The following is a 15043-nucleotide window of genomic DNA, read 5'->3' on the forward strand; positions in this document are numbered from 1 at the left end:
CAGGATTGATGCCCTTGGAAAATGGATGCCGGGTGAGCTCCATGCCTGATTTCGTATTGTTTGCAGTACTGGTCGTGGTGGCAGCCGGCATGGTGTGGCAGATGAGCCGCAGAAAGTCATGCGATGCCGAGGCAGAAACCCGCTTCCGCATCTATTTCGAGCGGGCGATGGTCGGCATGGCGGTGGTCGGCGTTGACCGCCACTGGCAGGTGGTCAACCCGGCGCTATGCCATATTTTTGGCTACGCTCAGGAAGCCTTGCTGAAAATGACCTGGACAGATCTGACGCATCCGGACGATCTGCAGGCCAGCGAGCTTGCGTTCGAGCGTGTGCTGAGCGGCGAAACCAATGGTCATGAGTTCGAGAAGCGCTACATCAGGGCCGATGGCAAGGTGATCGACACCTTCATCACGGTTCAGGCGGTGCGCCGGGACGACGGCAAGGTTGATTATCTCCTGATCATCATCGAGGACATTACGGCCCGACTTGCTGCCGAGAAGGCCTTGCGCAGCAGCGAGGAGCGTTTGCGCCACCTTGGTGACAACCTGCCCGATAGCTATCTTTACCAGTGCACGAAGACGCCGGATGGTGATATTCGTTTTACGTATGCCAGTTCCGGCGCCCGTTCAATCCACGGCCTCGAACCGGATGAGCTGCTCAACGATCCCTATCTGATTCTCCAATATGTCGATCCGGCGATGCTGCCCGAGTGGCGAGCCGCGGAAATGGAGAGCATACGTACACTCAGTGACTTCTCGATGGAACTGCGGGTGCGCCGGGCCGATGGGGAGTGGGGCTGGCTGCTCATGCGTTCCCGGCCGCGCCGGCTGTCTTCCGGCGAGATTGTCTGGGACGGTGTTGCCTCCGATATTACGGCGCGGCGCGAGGCAGCAGCCATGCTCGACCTGCAGGCGCAGCGGGCTGAAGTCTTGCTTGAGTTGCCGCGCCGGAGCAGTCAGTTTGGCGAGCGTGAGTTCATGCAATACGCCTTGCAGCAGATCGAGGAAATCACGGCCAGCCAGATTGCCTTCATGTATTTCGTCAATGACGACGGTGAAGGCATCGAGTTGGTCGCCAGGTCCAGCCAGACCCCGGAACAATGCGGCACGGGAGCTTGCGACAACCACGATCCGTTGAGCCAGGCAGGCATCTGGGCTGATGCGGTGCGCCAGAAAGTGCCGGTTGTCATCAACGACTACGCCGGCGCCCCGAACAAACACGGTCTTCCCGCCGGGCATTCCAGTCTGGTACGGCTGGTCAGCCTGCCGGTGGTCGAGAATGGGCGAGTCCGGATGGTGACCGGCGTCGCCAACAAGGAAGCGTTTTACACCGAAACCGATGTCGAGTCGATCCAGTTGATCAGCAATGAGGTCTGGCGCATTGTCGATCAACGGCGGGCCGAACGGGCGCTGAAAATTGCCACGCAGGTGGTGAATGCCAGTCACGCCGTCTGTTTTCGCAGGCAGGCCAGCGCCGGGTGGCCGGTGGTCTTCGTTTCCGACAACGTAACGCACTGGGGCTACTCGGTCGAAGATTTGATGGCTGGCCAGCCGGGTTTTGCCGATATGGTGCATCCGGACGATTTGACGCGGGTGGTCGATGAGCTCATCCGGTACTCCGCCGAAGGGCGTGATTATTTCGATCTGGAATACCGCTTGCTGACGGCCTCCGGCGAGGTTCTCTGGGTCGCCGATCGAACCAATGTACAGCGTGATGCCGCTGGTAATGTCGAGTTCTACGACGGCGTCCTGTCCGACGTTACCAGCCACAAGCGGCAGGAAAAGGAGCTGGCCGACAATCTGGCCGCGCAGCGCGTCCTCAACAAACGCCTGGAAGAAGCTCATAACCAGTTGCTGCAGTCGGAAAAGATGGCTTCGGTCGGCCAACTGGCAGCGGGCATTGCGCACGAGTTGAACAATCCGATCGGTTTTGTGCATTCCAATCTCGGGACACTGGAGTGCTATCTGCGTGACGTCATGGCGATTATCGATACCTATGACAAGGCCGCGCGTGATCTGGGGGATGGATTTCCTGATCTGGCTCGAATCGAGAGCCTCAAGGAAGCATGCGATTTTGCCTTCATCCGCGAAGACACCGTGCAGTTGATGGCTGAATCGAAGGATGGCCTGACCCGGGTCCGCAAGATCGTCCAGGACCTGAAGAATTTCTCGCATGTCAGCGAACAGGAGTGGCAATGGGCCGATCTGCACCAGGGGCTCGATTCGACGCTGAACATCGTCTGGAACGAACTCAAGTACAAGTGCAAGGTAATCAAGGAGTATGGCGACATTCCGGTGGTGTATTGCCTGATCTCGCAGCTCAACCAGGTGTTCATGAACCTGCTGGTCAACGCCGGACACGCCATCGAAAAGGAAGGCAGCATTACCTTGCGTACGGCCATGTACGGAGAACATGAAGTCTGTATCGAAATTGTCGACACCGGCAAGGGGATCGCGCCGGAATACCTGTCGCGCGTTTTCGAACCCTTCTTCACGACCAAGCCGGTCGGCAAGGGGACCGGGCTCGGGCTTTCCCTTTCTTACGGCATTGTTGACCGCCATCACGGGCGGATCGAGGTGGCGAGCGAACTCGGTGTCGGCACGACCTTCCGTGTCATTCTTCCCATTGCACCGAAAAACGGCGAAAGTGCCGGTAACAATACGGAGACTCCGACATGAGCGAAGCGCTCACCCCCGCGACCCTGCTCTTCGTCGATGACGAGCCGAGCATTCTTTCTGCCCTGCGCCGCCTGTTCCGGCCGCACGGCTATCGCATCCTGGTTGCCGAAGGCGGTGCCGCCGGTCTTGCCCTGCTCGAAACCGAGACGGTCGATCTGATCATTTCCGACATGCGCATGCCGGAAATGGATGGCGCCACTTTTCTCAAGCAGGTGCGCGCCCGCTGGCCGCACACCATGCGCATCCTGCTCACCGGCTACGCCGACGTGACCTCGACGATTGCCGCGATCAACGACGGCGAGATCTATCGCTACATTGCCAAGCCCTGGGACGATCTGGAAATCGTCAAGACCGTCAGGGAAGCCCTTGAGCGGCAGCAGCTGGAGGCAGAGAATCGCCGGCTGACGGCGCTGACCCAGGTCCAGAATGAAGAGCTGAAATCGCTCAACGCCAGTCTCGAGCAAAAGGTTGCCGAACGTACGGCCGAACTGCGCCAGGCGCTGACTTTCGTCGAGCAGGCGCATGGCGAGCTGAAAAAATCCTTCCTGACCAGCGTCCAAGTCTTTGCCGGTCTTGCCGAACTGCGTAACGGGCCGGGCGGGGGGCGTCTCGCCGGGCATGGCCGGCGGGTTGCCGAAATGTCGCGCAGCCTGGCGCAGCGCATGGGATTGAGCGACACCGAGGCGCAAAGCATCATGCTGGCCGGTCTGCTGCACGATATCGGCAAGCTCGGCCTGCCCGACGAACTGCTCGGCAAACCCTTCAACACACTGAGCCAGGAGCAGCGGGCGCAGGTCATGAAGCATCCGCAGATTGGTCAGAACATCCTGATGGCGATCGACAAGTTCAAGGATGTCGCGATTCTCGTCAAACATCACCACGAATGTTTCGATGGCAGCGGCTTCCCCGAGCGTCTGGCCGGCATCAGCATTCCGCAGGGGGCTCGCATTCTGGCCCTGGTCAATGATTATGATGCGCTGCAGATGGGCACGCTGGTCCAGCGCCCGTTGCGCCAGGAAGAGGCGCTCGCCTTCCTGATCGACAATCGCGGCAAGCGTTACGATCCCGCAGCGGTCGACGCCTTCGTCAAGCTGATTTCCGAAAACCAGAAGGGCGGGCCGAGCGAAGTGCCTTTGCGCAGCATGCATCTCAAGCCGGGCATGGTGCTCAGCCGCGATCTGGCGCACCGCGATGGTTATCTGCTGCTCGCCAAGGGCAGTCCGCTGACGAGCGACATCATCGGTCAGTTGGTCAAGCTGGAACAGGCCGAACAGCAGAACCTGACCCTCTATATCCGCCAGGAGGAAAAATGAGCCGTATCCTGCTCGTAGATGACGAGGATTCCATTCTCAAGTCACTGCAGCGTTTGCTGCGTGTTGCGCCGTGTGCCTACGGCAACCAGACCTTCAAGCTGGAAGTGCATGCCTTCAATACGCCGGCCGCAGCGCTGGAAAGTGCTCGCCACGAAGAATACGACCTGTTCGTCAGCGATTACCGCATGCCGCTGATGGATGGCATCGAGTTCCTCAAGGCCGCCAAGGCGGTGCAGCCCGATGCGGCGCGCCTGATCCTGTCCGGCTATGCCGATCTCAACGCGCTGCTGCGGGCGGTCAACGAGGTCGGTATCGAGCGCTTCATTGCCAAGCCGTGGAACGACTACGAGCTGATGTCGGCGATCGGCCAGGCCCTGGCGCACCGTGAACTGCTGCTCGAGAACCGCCAGTTGGCCAATCTGGTCCGCCTGGAAATGGGCGACACGACGCCGGAAGAACTCGAAGCGCAACGTCTCGAGGCGATCGAGCCGGGTATCACCGAAGTCAATTGGGGCCCGGACGGTTCCGTGCTGCTCGACCCGGAGTTCCAGCCCAAGGGCTGAGTCATGGCCGAGCGCGAAGGCAACAGCCTTTCCTTCAAGCTGGTCTATTACGGCCCGGCGCAGAGTGGCAAGACAACCAATCTGCTGCGTCTGCACGATCTGCTGGCGCCCGAATTGAAGGGCGAGATGATGAGCATGGAGACCAAGGACGACCGGACCTTGTTCTTCGACCTGCTGCCGCTCGGCTTTCGTGCGCCCTCCGGGCTTTTGCTCAAATTCCGGCTGTTTACCGTGCCGGGCCAGATCGCGCACGACGGGACGCGCAAGGCCGTGTTGTCACGTGCCGACGGCGTCGTGTTCGTCGCCGATTCGGCGCGCGCCCAGGAAACCAACAATGCCGAGTCCTTCCAGAGCCTGAGCGAAAACTGCCATCGGGTCGGACTCGATTTCGAAAATTTGCCGCTGATCGTCCAGTTCAACAAGCGCGATCTGCCCGATGCGGTGCCCGAGGGCGAGTTGCGCGAGCGCTGGGCGGCGGCGCCGTGGCCGCTGGTCTTTGCTTCGGCGTTGCGTGGCGAAGGGGTCGAAGCCTGTTTTGCCGCCATGTTGTCGGCGCTCTACCGGCGCCAGGCTGAAGCACATGAACTGGCAACGGTCCACGGTCTGGACGAGGCAAAATTCATCGCCGGGGCACTGGGGCAAGGATGAGCGAGGCCGGCTTCGATCGTGAATGGCGATTGGCCGAGTTGCTCGATGCGGCGGCCCTGGCCCGGCTCGGTCCGGCGCTGGCCGGTTTGCTCGGCGCCGATCTGGCGCTGCTCGATGCCGCGGGTGAGCTGTTGTGGGGTGTGCCGCCTGGTGAAATGCGGCGCGTGCCGCTGACGCTTGAACTTGAACCGATCGGTTTTCTTGCCAGCGCCAACGCCGCGCCCGAGCGCCTGCTGGCCGCGCGTGACCTGCTGCTTGGCGTGCTGCGCGCCGAGGTTCGGTTCAAGATGGCCTCCGCCCTGCATCTCGAAGCGGTGGCTGAGGATTTTGCCAGTCTCAAGCGCGAACATGCCCGCCTGCTCGAATCCGAGGCGCGTTATCGCAAACTCTCGGAAGAACTGGAGGCGCGTGTCCAGCACCAGGTTGCCCAACTCGAAGAGCGGCAGCAGATGCTCTATCAGGCAGAAAAGCTGGCCTCGGTCGGCCAGCTTGCAGCCGGGATGGCGCACGAGATCAACAACCCGCTTGGCTTCATCGGTAGCAACCTGTCGACTTTCAAGACGTATCTCGAACGTTTTGCCGCGCTGCAAAAAACCTTGCCGCCCAATAGCCCCGCCTGGCGCGAACTCGATCTCGATTTCATCCTCGAAGACGCTGCCGATCTGCTTGCCGACAGTGCCCGCGGCATCGAACGCATCGCCCGCATCGTCAGTGATTTGAAGAGTTTTTCCAACGTCGACCGGGCGACCGAAGAGTTCGCCGATCTCAACGAGTCCCTGCAGCATGTCGCCAGCGTCACGCGCAGCCAGTTGCCGGCCGGCGTCGAGCTCACCCTGGCGCTGACTCCCTTGCCTCGGCTGGTCTGTCTGCCCGGCCATCTCAACCAGTTGTTCTTCAACATCGTGCGCAACGCCGTACAGGCCATCCAGGATGCCGGGCGCAGCGGTGAGGTACGGGTGAGCAGCGGCGTCGTCGCCGGCGGTATCGAAATCCGCGTTGTCGACAATGGCCAGGGAATGAGCGCCGAGCAGTGCGAGCATGCCTTCGAGCCTTTCTATACGACGCGCCAGGTCGGGGCCGGGGCCGGACTCGGCCTGTCTACCGCCCGCAATATCGTCCTTGCTCATAGTGGCCGCATCGAGCTGAGCAGCACGCCGGGTCTCGGTACGACCGTCACCGTCTTTTTTCCGCTGGTCCCATGACCGATTACAGCGCTCTTTTTACCGGCCAGACAGCCGCCCCGCAGGCGCCGGCCAGTCATCTGACGGCACCGAAATATCGCTTGCTGCTGGTCGATGACGAGCCGGGCATCGTCAAGGCACTGGCCCGCGTCTTCCGCCAGGAAAACTACGAAGTGGTGATCGCGGGCAACGGCAACGAGGGGCTGGCGCGTTTGGCCGAAGGCGCTTTCCAGCTGGTGATCAGCGACTTCATGATGCCGGGCATGGACGGCGCGCAGTTCCTGCGTGAAGTGAAGCAGCGCTCGCCGGACACCATCCGCATCATGCTGACCGGGCATGCCAACACCGACGCGGTGATGGGCGCGATCAACGACGGTGCGGTGTACAAGTTCATCCTCAAGCCGTGGAACGACGACGACCTGCGCGTCACCGTCGCGCTCGCCCTCGAACAGTTCGACCTGATGGCGCGCAATCGGCAGCTGAAGAGCGAGAACGCGCAGAAAGCCAAGGAAATCTCGGCCCTGTCGCGGCTCGCTGCAACACACCGCAGCCGGCTCGGCATCATGCTGCACAAGAAGAACCTGCTCACCGACAGCCAGTTGCAGGAACTGACCCTGCTCCAGGAGCGCCGCAAGGAACCGCTGATCAGCCTGCTCCTTGAAAAGGACTGGGTTGCCGAGCGCAATATCCGCGACTTGCTCCGGAAGGACATGCAGATCGAGGAGGTGCAACTGCCCGAGTTCCGCATCGAACGAATGCTGGCCGAGCTGATCCCGCACAGCTTCTGCTGCCGCCAACTGGTGGTGCCGCTCCGCCTCGATGGCAAGCGCCTGCTGCTGGCGATGGCCGATCCGCTCGACGAGGGCCTGATCGACGAGGTGCGGTTTACCGCCGGTCTTGACCTCAAGGTGGTGATGGCCGACGTCGCCGCCATTCGCAAGAAAATCGAGGAGCTTTACAGCGGCGATGGCGGTGTCGATTTCAAGGAGCTGGAGACCCTGGTTTCCTCGCCCGACCCCTACGAGGGGATCGAAATCGTCATCGAGGACGACGACGTCGCACCGCTCGAAGAATTGCTGCGCGACACCGAGTCGCCGCCGGCCATTCGCATCGCCAACGCGATCATTCTCGAGGCGATCCGGCTCGGTGCTTCCGACATCCACATCCAGCCGCGCACCAAGAGCGTTGTCGTGCGCTACCGCATCGACGGCGTGCTGGCCGACAAGATCAACATTCCGCACCAGTTGCACCAGTCGCTGGTCTCGCGTCTGAAGATCATGTCCGAGCTCGACATCTCGGAGCGCCGGCGGCCGCAGGATGGCCGCATCACGGTCAAGACGCCGCTGCGCATGGTCGATCTGCGCATCTCGACGCTGCCGACGATCAACGGCGAAAAGATCGTCATGCGCATTCTCGACCGCAATTCCTCGGTGCATGGTCTCGACAAACTCGGCTTCTCACCGGTCGACCTGCCGCGCGTCACCGATATGGTCGCCCGGCCGCAGGGCATCATCCTCGCCACCGGCCCGACCGGCAGCGGCAAGACGACGACGCTCTACTCGCTGCTGCAGCATGATGCGACGCCGGAAAAGAACTACGTGACGATCGAGGACCCGGTCGAGTACTACCTCGACATGGCCGGCCAGGTGCTGGTGCGCGAAAAAATCGGTCTGAACTTCCCGACCATCCTGCGCGCCCTGTTGCGCCAGGACCCGGATGTCGTGCTGCTGGGCGAAATCCGCGATATTGAAACCGCGGAAGTGGCCTTCCATGCAGCGTTGACCGGTCACCTCGTCTATTCGACGCTGCACACCAATTCGGCGATTGCGACCATTGCCCGCCTGTTCGACCTCGGCCTCAAGCCTTACGTGGTGGCGACTGCGCTCGAAGGTATCATTGCCCAGCGCCTGGTGCGCCGGGTTTGTCCGGAGTGCAGCCAGGAAGAAGTCGCCAATCCCTTGCTGAAAGCCCGTCTCGGGCGGGCCTTCCGTGATCTGGTCAGTACGGCGCGCGGCAAGGGATGCCCGGCCTGTCACGGTAGTGGTTACAAGGGGCGAGTCGGTATTTACGAAGTCCTGACCCTGGACGACGACTTGCGCGACCGGATCGGTAGCGGCGCCAGCGTGCTGGAAATTCGTCGCCTGGTTCGCCAGAAGGGTCTGCGCAGTATTGCCCATCATGCCGTTGAGCGTGTCACGGCCGGTGCTACCACGCTTGAAGAAATCCTGCGCGTCCTCGGGCCGCAGGCGGGAGAGGATTGAACATGGATATTTTTGTCTGGAACGAGAGTTTTGTCACCGGCGAGTCGGTAGTCGATGCCGAGCACCAGGGGCTGGTCAGCCTGGTCAACTGGCTGATCGAGCATCAAACGACGTCGACCCCGGCAGAAGAGATCGACAAGGTGCTGGTGCAACTGGTCGGTTACGCCGTCACGCATTTCCAGCACGAAGAAGAACTGATGGAAAGTGCCGGCTGCGATCCGCGCTTTGCCGAGATTCATCACAATGTGCATGCCGATTTTGGCCAGCAGGTGGTCAAGATGCGCGAAATGCCCTCCGGCGATCAGGAATTCCTGCTGCGTTTTCTGAGCAGTTGGTTGGCGCACCATATTCTTGGCATGGACCAGTCGATGGCGCGCCAGATCCGCAAGATCCGGGCTGGCGTCTCCCCGGCTCAGGCTTTCGAGGAAGAAAAAGGCAAGGTTGCCGATCCGGCGATGGCCAGCCTGCTGGCCGGCATGAACACGATGTTCCGCCTGATCGCGGCGCGCAACGATGAGTTGCAGCAGGCCAATGCGACGCTCGAGGCACAGGTGGCGGCACGCACGGAAGCCCTGTCGCAGAGCAACCAGCAACTGCTGGTCGAACAGGGGCGCCTGCAACTGGCCATGAAGCAGGTCGAGTTGACCCAGAAGAAGCTGCTCGAATCCGAGCACAAGCGGGCTGAAGCTTCGAAGCGCAACATGGCACAATTGCTGTCGCAGATCATCGATGGCGACCCGGTGCCAACCTTCGTGATCGATGCCAATCACCGGATCACGCACTGGAACAAGGCCTGTGCTGCGATCAGCGGTTTGCTGGCGGCTGACATGGTGGGAACGAGCGAGCACTGGCAAGCCTTCTATCCGGAGCGTCGACCGCTGATGGCCGACCTGATTATCGATGGCGGTTTTGACGAGCAATTCCTCTCGTACTATCAGAACGGCTTTCGGCGTTCTGCCATCGTTGCCGGCGCATTCGAAGGCGAGGCATTCTTTCCGCATCTTGGCGAGCAGGGGCGCTGGCTGTTTTACACGGCAGCCCCGCTTTACAACGCCGAGGGGCAGAGTATCGGTGCCATCGAAACCCTGCAGGATGTCACCGAGCGGCATCGTGCCGAAGAAAACCTGCTGCAATACCAGAATCATCTGGAGGAACTGGTCGTCGAGCGAACCAGGCAACTGGCTGCGGCCAACGGCGCGCTCGAGAAGGACCGGGAAGAGCTCGAAATGCTGCTTGCCAAGGTCGAGGAAGCGCAGCAGCAATTGCTGCAATCCGAGAAGATGGCCGCCATTGGTCAGCTGGCGGCAGGGGTGGCGCACGAAATCAACAACCCGGTCGGTTTCGTCAATTCCAATCTCGGGACGCTGAAAAACTATGTCGGCAATCTGTTCTCGGTGATTGATGCCTACCAGGCGGTCGACGCCGGCGGCGACCGCAAAATGCTTGAGGCGGCGCAGCAGAAGGCTGATCTCGAGTTCCTGCGCGAGGATCTGCCGTCACTGCTGCTCGAGTCGCAGGACGGCCTCAACCGGGTGACCAAGATCGTCCAGGATCTCAAGGATTTCTCCCGCGTTGACCAGGCCGAGCACCAGCTCGCCAATCTCAACGATGCGCTGGAAAGCACCCTGAATGTCGTCTGGAACGAAATCAAGTACAAGGCAGAAGTGGTGCGCGAGCTCGGCGACATTCCCGAGATCGAATGTGTGCCGGCGCAGATCAACCAGGTCTTCATGAACCTGCTGGTCAACGCGGCGCAGGCCATCGAGCAGCGCGGCAGCATCACGCTGCGCTCCGGGCTGGAAAACGGCTACGTCTGGTTCGAGTTTGCCGACACCGGCAAGGGCATGAGTCCGGAAACCGTGAAGCGCATCTTCGAGCCCTTCTACACCACCAAGCCGGTGGGCCAGGGCACCGGCCTGGGTTTGTCGATCTCCTACGACATCATCGTCAAGAAGCACGGCGGGCGTATCGATGTGAGCAGCGAGCCGGGGCAGGGCACCACTTTCCGGCTCTGGCTGCCGCAACGCATGCCGGCGGAGATTGCCGCTTAGGCTTGCGCCCGCCTGCGTTCAGATTTTCGGCAGAGCCAGTATCCAGGCGCGCTGGGCGTCCTTGCGGCGCTTGTCGCCGAGGCGTTCGGTGATCTTGTCGGCAACTTCGGCAAAGGACAGCATGCCGCTCTCGAGGATTTCGTCGCAGCGCATCAGGTGCAGGCCGATCGGCGACTCGAGCACGGCGGAAACTTCACCTTCTTCCAGTGCAAAGGCATACGGCTCGAGTTCGGCGTAGAGCTGGCCGCGCTTGACGGTGCCGAGCTTGCCGCCTTCGACGGCGGTCGGGCATTGCGAATGGCGCAGCGCGGCATTGGCGAATTTCTGGTCACTGCTCAGCGTAGCCCGTAGCGCTTCCAGTTCCTTGAGCACCTTGAGCTTCTGCTTCGGATTGTTGAAGGTGACCAGGATGTGACGCAGGCGACGGGCTTCCGGCCGGTCAAAGGCTTCCGGATGCAGGCGGTAATAGATCTCGGCATCGATGGCGCTGACCGGCGGCGTATCGGCAGCGATTTTCTCGAGCACGCTTTCGACACGCAGGTCGCGCTCGACCGCTTCGCCCAGCGTCGTTTCGTTCAGGCCGCTGCGTTCCAGGTCGTGCTGGTAATCGTCGATGCTGGCGTAGCGCTGGCGGATTTCGCCGAGGCGGGTGCTCAGCGTCGCCGCCGGAACGATCACATTGGCGGCTTCTGGGCTGAGCAGGATGCGCTGCTCGATGCTGTTCTGGCGGTTGGCAACTTCGGCGAGGCGGCCACGTTCCGGCTCGGAGAGGGTTTCCGGCGCCTTGTGGAACAGTTCCCAGGCAAGTTTCAGTTCAAGATATCCGGTCTGCATTGTCTTGCTCCACTGCATCCAGGGCGTCCTCAGGAATCTGCAGGACGCGCCCGAGCAGGCATTCGAAGTGAATGTGATAGGCCGCACCGCCGGGGGCGTGACGGACCACCTTGATAACCTCGCCGATCGCGCCGGGCGGCACCAGGACTTCGCCGCCTACCGAAAGGCCCTTGATCGAGCGGACTTTTTCGCGGAACTCGAAGCGCGAGGGTACCCACGGATCGTCGCCGCCGATCAGCTCTTCCTCGCGGCAACCGACGATGCGGTCTTCGTCGAGGAAGTTCACCGAATAGATGATCTGGTCCTGCAGGAAGGTGCCGACGTCCATCACGTAGCCGATGCTGCCGCGACGGACCAGCGGCATGCCAGGGTCCATGCCGGGATAGGTGCCGTCATTGCGGACGTTGCGGATCAGGCGGACGGCATCGCCCTGTTCCCAGCGTGAGCCGTTCATTCGCGGAATACCTTGTCGATGGATACGAAGGAGCTCATGCCGCCTTCCGGTTTCGAGACAGTCTGGAAGACGGCGAAGACCTTCTCGGTCAACGAGTCGGAAACGACGAAATCCTGGTAGGCACGTTCCAGCCACAGACGGTAGATGCCGCGCTGCTGGTCTTCTTCCGGTGGCAGGTTGGGCGCCTGGCGGGCGAGGTAGTCGTGAAAGCGCTGCAGGATGTGCAGGCGGTTCACATGCACCACGCTCGGCTCGTACGGGATCTCGAAAAAGTCGAGAAAATCCTCGGCAGAGACCAGGTCTTCGAGGGCTTCGGCTAGGCTAAGTGTTTCGTCCATGGTGCTACTCCTCAGGCTGCTGCTAATTGGATTTCGGGTTCTTCGGCGGGGTGATGGAAGGCATCGACGACTTCGAGCAACTTGGCGGCGCCGAGTTGATCGCGGCTGTCGAGGCCGGCCAGCTTGATCAGACGGTCACGCGAGGCGTCGATCTGGCCGAGGCGGAGCAGGACCACGCTCGCCGCCTTCAATGCCAGCAGGTAAAAACGCATCATCCCGAAGGAATTGGCAGCGGCGGTGCCGAGCCGCGTCTCGTCGAGCGTGCGCCAGTCGGGCGAGAGGCCGAGCAGGCGCCCGGAGAGCTGCATGGCGCGTTCGGCGACCATCAGCGCGTCGTCCAGGCGATGCTGGTAAAAATAGTAACGGTAGAGGCCGACCAGCACGGTCAGGTTGTCCGGCGCCATCAGGTGGGCGCGTAGCAGCGCGAGTTCGGCCGTGTCTTCGCCGTATTCGCTCGACGCCTGGGCAATCAGCTGTTCGGCGGCAGCCGGCAGCGGATCTTCGAAGTAAAGCTTGCAGTCGGAAAAGTCGAGCAGGTCCATGGTGTGCTCAGTGCATCGCTTCGTGTTCGCAGCACAGGTCGCCGGCCGTGCACGTCCGGCATTCGCCGCTGTGATCGGCGGGCGGCGGTTCGTGGCGCAGTTCGGCGAGTTCCTTTTCCATGCTTTCGATACGCTCGATCAGGCAGGCGATCGACTTGGCGACCGGGTCGGGCAGCAGGTTGTGGTCGAGGCTGATGCCGTTTTCCGGGCGGGCACTGCCGGCGCGGGTATCGACGATGCGGCCGGGTACGCCGACCACGGTGCGGTCGGCCGGGACGTTTTTGACGACGACCGAGTTGGCGCCGACGCGAACGCGTTCGCCAATCATGATCGGGCCGAGAATCTTGGCGCCGGCACCGACGACGACGCCATCGGCCAGGGTCGGGTGGCGTTTGCCCTTGTTCCACGAGGTGCCGCCCAGCGTGACGCCGTGGTAGAGCGTCACATCGTTGCCGACCTCGGCCGTTTCACCGATCACGACGCAGGCACCGTGATCGATGAAGAAGCGGCGGCCGATGGTGGCACCGGGGTGGATGTCGACATTGGTCAGCGTGCGCCCGAGGAAGGACAGCAAACGCGCCGGGAAGCGCCAGCCGGCGCGCCACAGGCGATGCGACAGGCGGTGGGTGAGCACGGCATGCACACCGGGATAGGTGGTCAGGACCTCGAACGTCGAGCGGGCGGCCGGGTCGCGCTGGAAGACGCAGGCCAGATCTTCGCGGAGAATCGCCCAGAGGCCCGGCGTGGCGGTAAGGCTAGCTGTCATGGTGATCGCTTCAGACATGGAGGTGGCTCCTGACGGAGGCCAGAAGTGCCCGCAGATCGGGCGTTTCCGGCGGATGTTTGTGTTCGGCGACAAAGTTGCGGACGCGTGGCAAAAGGGCCTGGGCTTCGGCTTCGCTGACGGTCAGGTCGAGCCCGGCATAGACGACCTGCACGGCGCGCGAGCCGGAGTGCTTGCCGAGCACGATGCGGTGCGCGGCGCCGACTTCCTGCGGGTCGTAGCCCTGGTAGTTATCCGGGTGCTTCAACAGGCCATCGACATGGATGCCGGCTTCGTGCGTGAAGGCGCCGGCGCCGACGATGCTCTTCTGCCAGGGCACGGCGCGCCCCGAGGCGCTGGCCACCTGGCTGGACAGGGCAGGGAAGCCCTTCAGGCTGACCCCGGTTTCCATGTCGTAGAGTTTCTTCAGGCCGAGTACGACTTCTTCGAGCGGCGCATTGCCGGCGCGTTCGCCGAGGCCGTTGACCGTGGTGTTGACGTGCGTCGCGCCGGCCTTGCAGGCGGCCAGCGTGTTGGCGGTGGCCAGCCCCATGTCGTCGTGGGCGTGCATTTCGATTTCCAGACCGGTCGACCGCCGCAAAGTGGCGATTTTGTCGAAGGTGCCGAAGGGTTCGAGGATGCCCAGCGTGTCGGCGAAGCGCAGGCGACGGGCGCCACAGCGTTCGGCGGTTTCGGCCAGGGCACAGAGGAAGTTCATGTCGGCGCGCGAGGCATCCTCGCAGCCGAGGCCGACTTCGAGGCCGAGGTTGAGGGCGGCGCCGATGTATTTGGGCAGTTCGCGCAGCAGCCAGGCGCGGTCCTGCTTGAGTTTGTAGGCGAGGTGCTGGTCGGAGGCCGGTACCGAGATGTCGATCAGGTGCGCGCCGAGATTGGCGCAGGCGGCGATGTCGGCCGGGTGCATGCGGCTCCACAGCATCAGGCGCGGCGCGAGCTTCATGTCGGCGACGGCGCGGATCGAGTCGCGTTCTTCCGGACCCATCGCCGGGATGCCGACTTCCAGTTCGGGCACGCCGATCGCGGCGAGCTGGCGGGCGATCTCCAGTTTTTCGCCCAGCGAGAACGCCACGCCGGCCGACTGTTCGCCGTCGCGCAGGGTGGTGTCATTGATGGTGATGAAAGCCTGGGTCATGGAATTCTCCTCGCTACCTTCTAAGCAAGGGTGGTGCCAATTATCAAGTCATTGAAAAAAAGCTGTTTTTTTGTTGTTGACCGGATGGCTGTCTGGTCTGTGTCGAGAATCCGACAATCGCCGCAGCTCACCGATGCGGCAGATTCGGTGTTAGGCTGAATGCACGCCGGGCGTCTGTGGCGCCCGCTTTCCTGCGCATGCCTTTCGGCCTGCATGGCGCTTCCCGCGAAGTGTTGTGTGTTTCGATCAGCAGCTTTTCTGCTTTAT

At 62.0% G+C, this 15043-nt stretch carries 13 protein-coding genes; 7 read left to right on the forward strand and 6 right to left on the reverse strand.

Annotated elements, in window-relative coordinates:
* Positions 1 to 41 precede the first annotated feature (41 nt).
* Genes KIG99_RS14655 through KIG99_RS14685 form a run of 7 tightly spaced genes read left to right on the forward strand, consistent with a single transcriptional unit; the run spans position 42 to position 10695 of the window.
* Entirely contained in the window at positions 42 to 2678 is a 2637-nt protein-coding gene (locus KIG99_RS14655; RefSeq protein ID WP_226460817.1) for a PAS domain S-box protein, read from the forward strand.
* Positions 2675 to 3991, forward strand: coding sequence for an HD domain-containing phosphohydrolase (locus KIG99_RS14660; protein WP_226460818.1), 1317 nt, complete (start codon positions 2675 to 2677; stop codon positions 3989 to 3991). Before KIG99_RS14655 ends, KIG99_RS14660 begins: the two co-directional genes overlap by 4 nt.
* On the forward strand, positions 3988 to 4554 hold the full coding sequence (locus tag KIG99_RS14665) for a response regulator (RefSeq protein WP_226460819.1): 567 nt from the start codon (positions 3988 to 3990) through the stop codon (positions 4552 to 4554). Before KIG99_RS14660 ends, KIG99_RS14665 begins: the two co-directional genes overlap by 4 nt.
* A gap of 3 nt (positions 4555 to 4557) precedes the next feature.
* A complete protein-coding gene (locus KIG99_RS14670) occupies positions 4558 to 5202 on the forward strand; it encodes a GTP-binding protein (protein WP_226460820.1) in 645 nt (214 codons plus the stop codon).
* Positions 5199 to 6404 (forward strand): sensor histidine kinase, encoded by a 1206-nt coding sequence (locus tag KIG99_RS14675; RefSeq protein WP_226460821.1) that lies wholly within the window; start codon positions 5199 to 5201, stop codon positions 6402 to 6404. The genes KIG99_RS14670 and KIG99_RS14675 overlap by 4 nt, the downstream gene beginning before the upstream one ends.
* The gene (locus KIG99_RS14680) at positions 6401 to 8644 is read left to right on the forward strand and encodes an ATPase, T2SS/T4P/T4SS family (protein WP_226460822.1); all 2244 of its coding nucleotides are present in this window, start codon (positions 6401 to 6403) and stop codon (positions 8642 to 8644) included. The genes KIG99_RS14675 and KIG99_RS14680 overlap by 4 nt, the downstream gene beginning before the upstream one ends.
* A 2-nt stretch (positions 8645 to 8646) precedes the next feature.
* Positions 8647 to 10695, forward strand: coding sequence for an ATP-binding protein (locus KIG99_RS14685; RefSeq protein WP_226460823.1), 2049 nt, complete (start codon positions 8647 to 8649; stop codon positions 10693 to 10695).
* Between the two features lie 18 nt (positions 10696 to 10713).
* On the opposite strand, the gene nifM is transcribed toward KIG99_RS14685, so the two are convergent.
* The 6 genes from nifM to nifV are packed head-to-tail and all read right to left on the reverse strand — an operon-like array spanning position 10714 to position 14776.
* Positions 10714 to 11529: a nitrogen fixation protein NifM gene (nifM, locus tag KIG99_RS14690; RefSeq protein ID WP_226460824.1), complete on the reverse strand. Its 816-nt coding sequence runs from the start codon at positions 11527 to 11529 to the stop codon at positions 10714 to 10716.
* A complete protein-coding gene (locus KIG99_RS14695) occupies positions 11510 to 11983 on the reverse strand; it encodes a nitrogen fixation protein NifZ (protein WP_226442679.1) in 474 nt (157 codons plus the stop codon). The genes nifM and KIG99_RS14695 overlap by 20 nt, the downstream gene beginning before the upstream one ends.
* Positions 11980 to 12321, reverse strand: a complete 342-nt coding sequence (nifW, locus tag KIG99_RS14700) for a nitrogenase-stabilizing/protective protein NifW (RefSeq protein WP_226442680.1) — start codon at positions 12319 to 12321, stop codon at positions 11980 to 11982. The genes KIG99_RS14695 and nifW overlap by 4 nt, the downstream gene beginning before the upstream one ends.
* Before the next feature lie 11 nt (positions 12322 to 12332).
* Complete coding sequence (locus KIG99_RS14705) at positions 12333 to 12863, reverse strand: hypothetical protein (RefSeq protein ID WP_226460825.1); 531 nt, start codon at positions 12861 to 12863, stop codon at positions 12333 to 12335.
* A gap of 7 nt (positions 12864 to 12870) precedes the next feature.
* Entirely contained in the window at positions 12871 to 13647 is a 777-nt protein-coding gene (gene cysE / locus KIG99_RS14710; protein ID WP_226460826.1) for a serine O-acetyltransferase, read from the reverse strand.
* The gene (nifV, locus tag KIG99_RS14715) at positions 13640 to 14776 is read right to left on the reverse strand and encodes a homocitrate synthase (RefSeq protein WP_226460827.1); all 1137 of its coding nucleotides are present in this window, start codon (positions 14774 to 14776) and stop codon (positions 13640 to 13642) included. Before nifV ends, cysE begins: the two co-directional genes overlap by 8 nt.
* Positions 14777 to 15043 lie beyond the last annotated feature (267 nt).

It is taken from the genome of Quatrionicoccus australiensis, assembly GCF_020510425.1.
Classification (GTDB): domain Bacteria; phylum Pseudomonadota; class Gammaproteobacteria; order Burkholderiales; family Rhodocyclaceae; genus Azonexus; species Azonexus australiensis_A.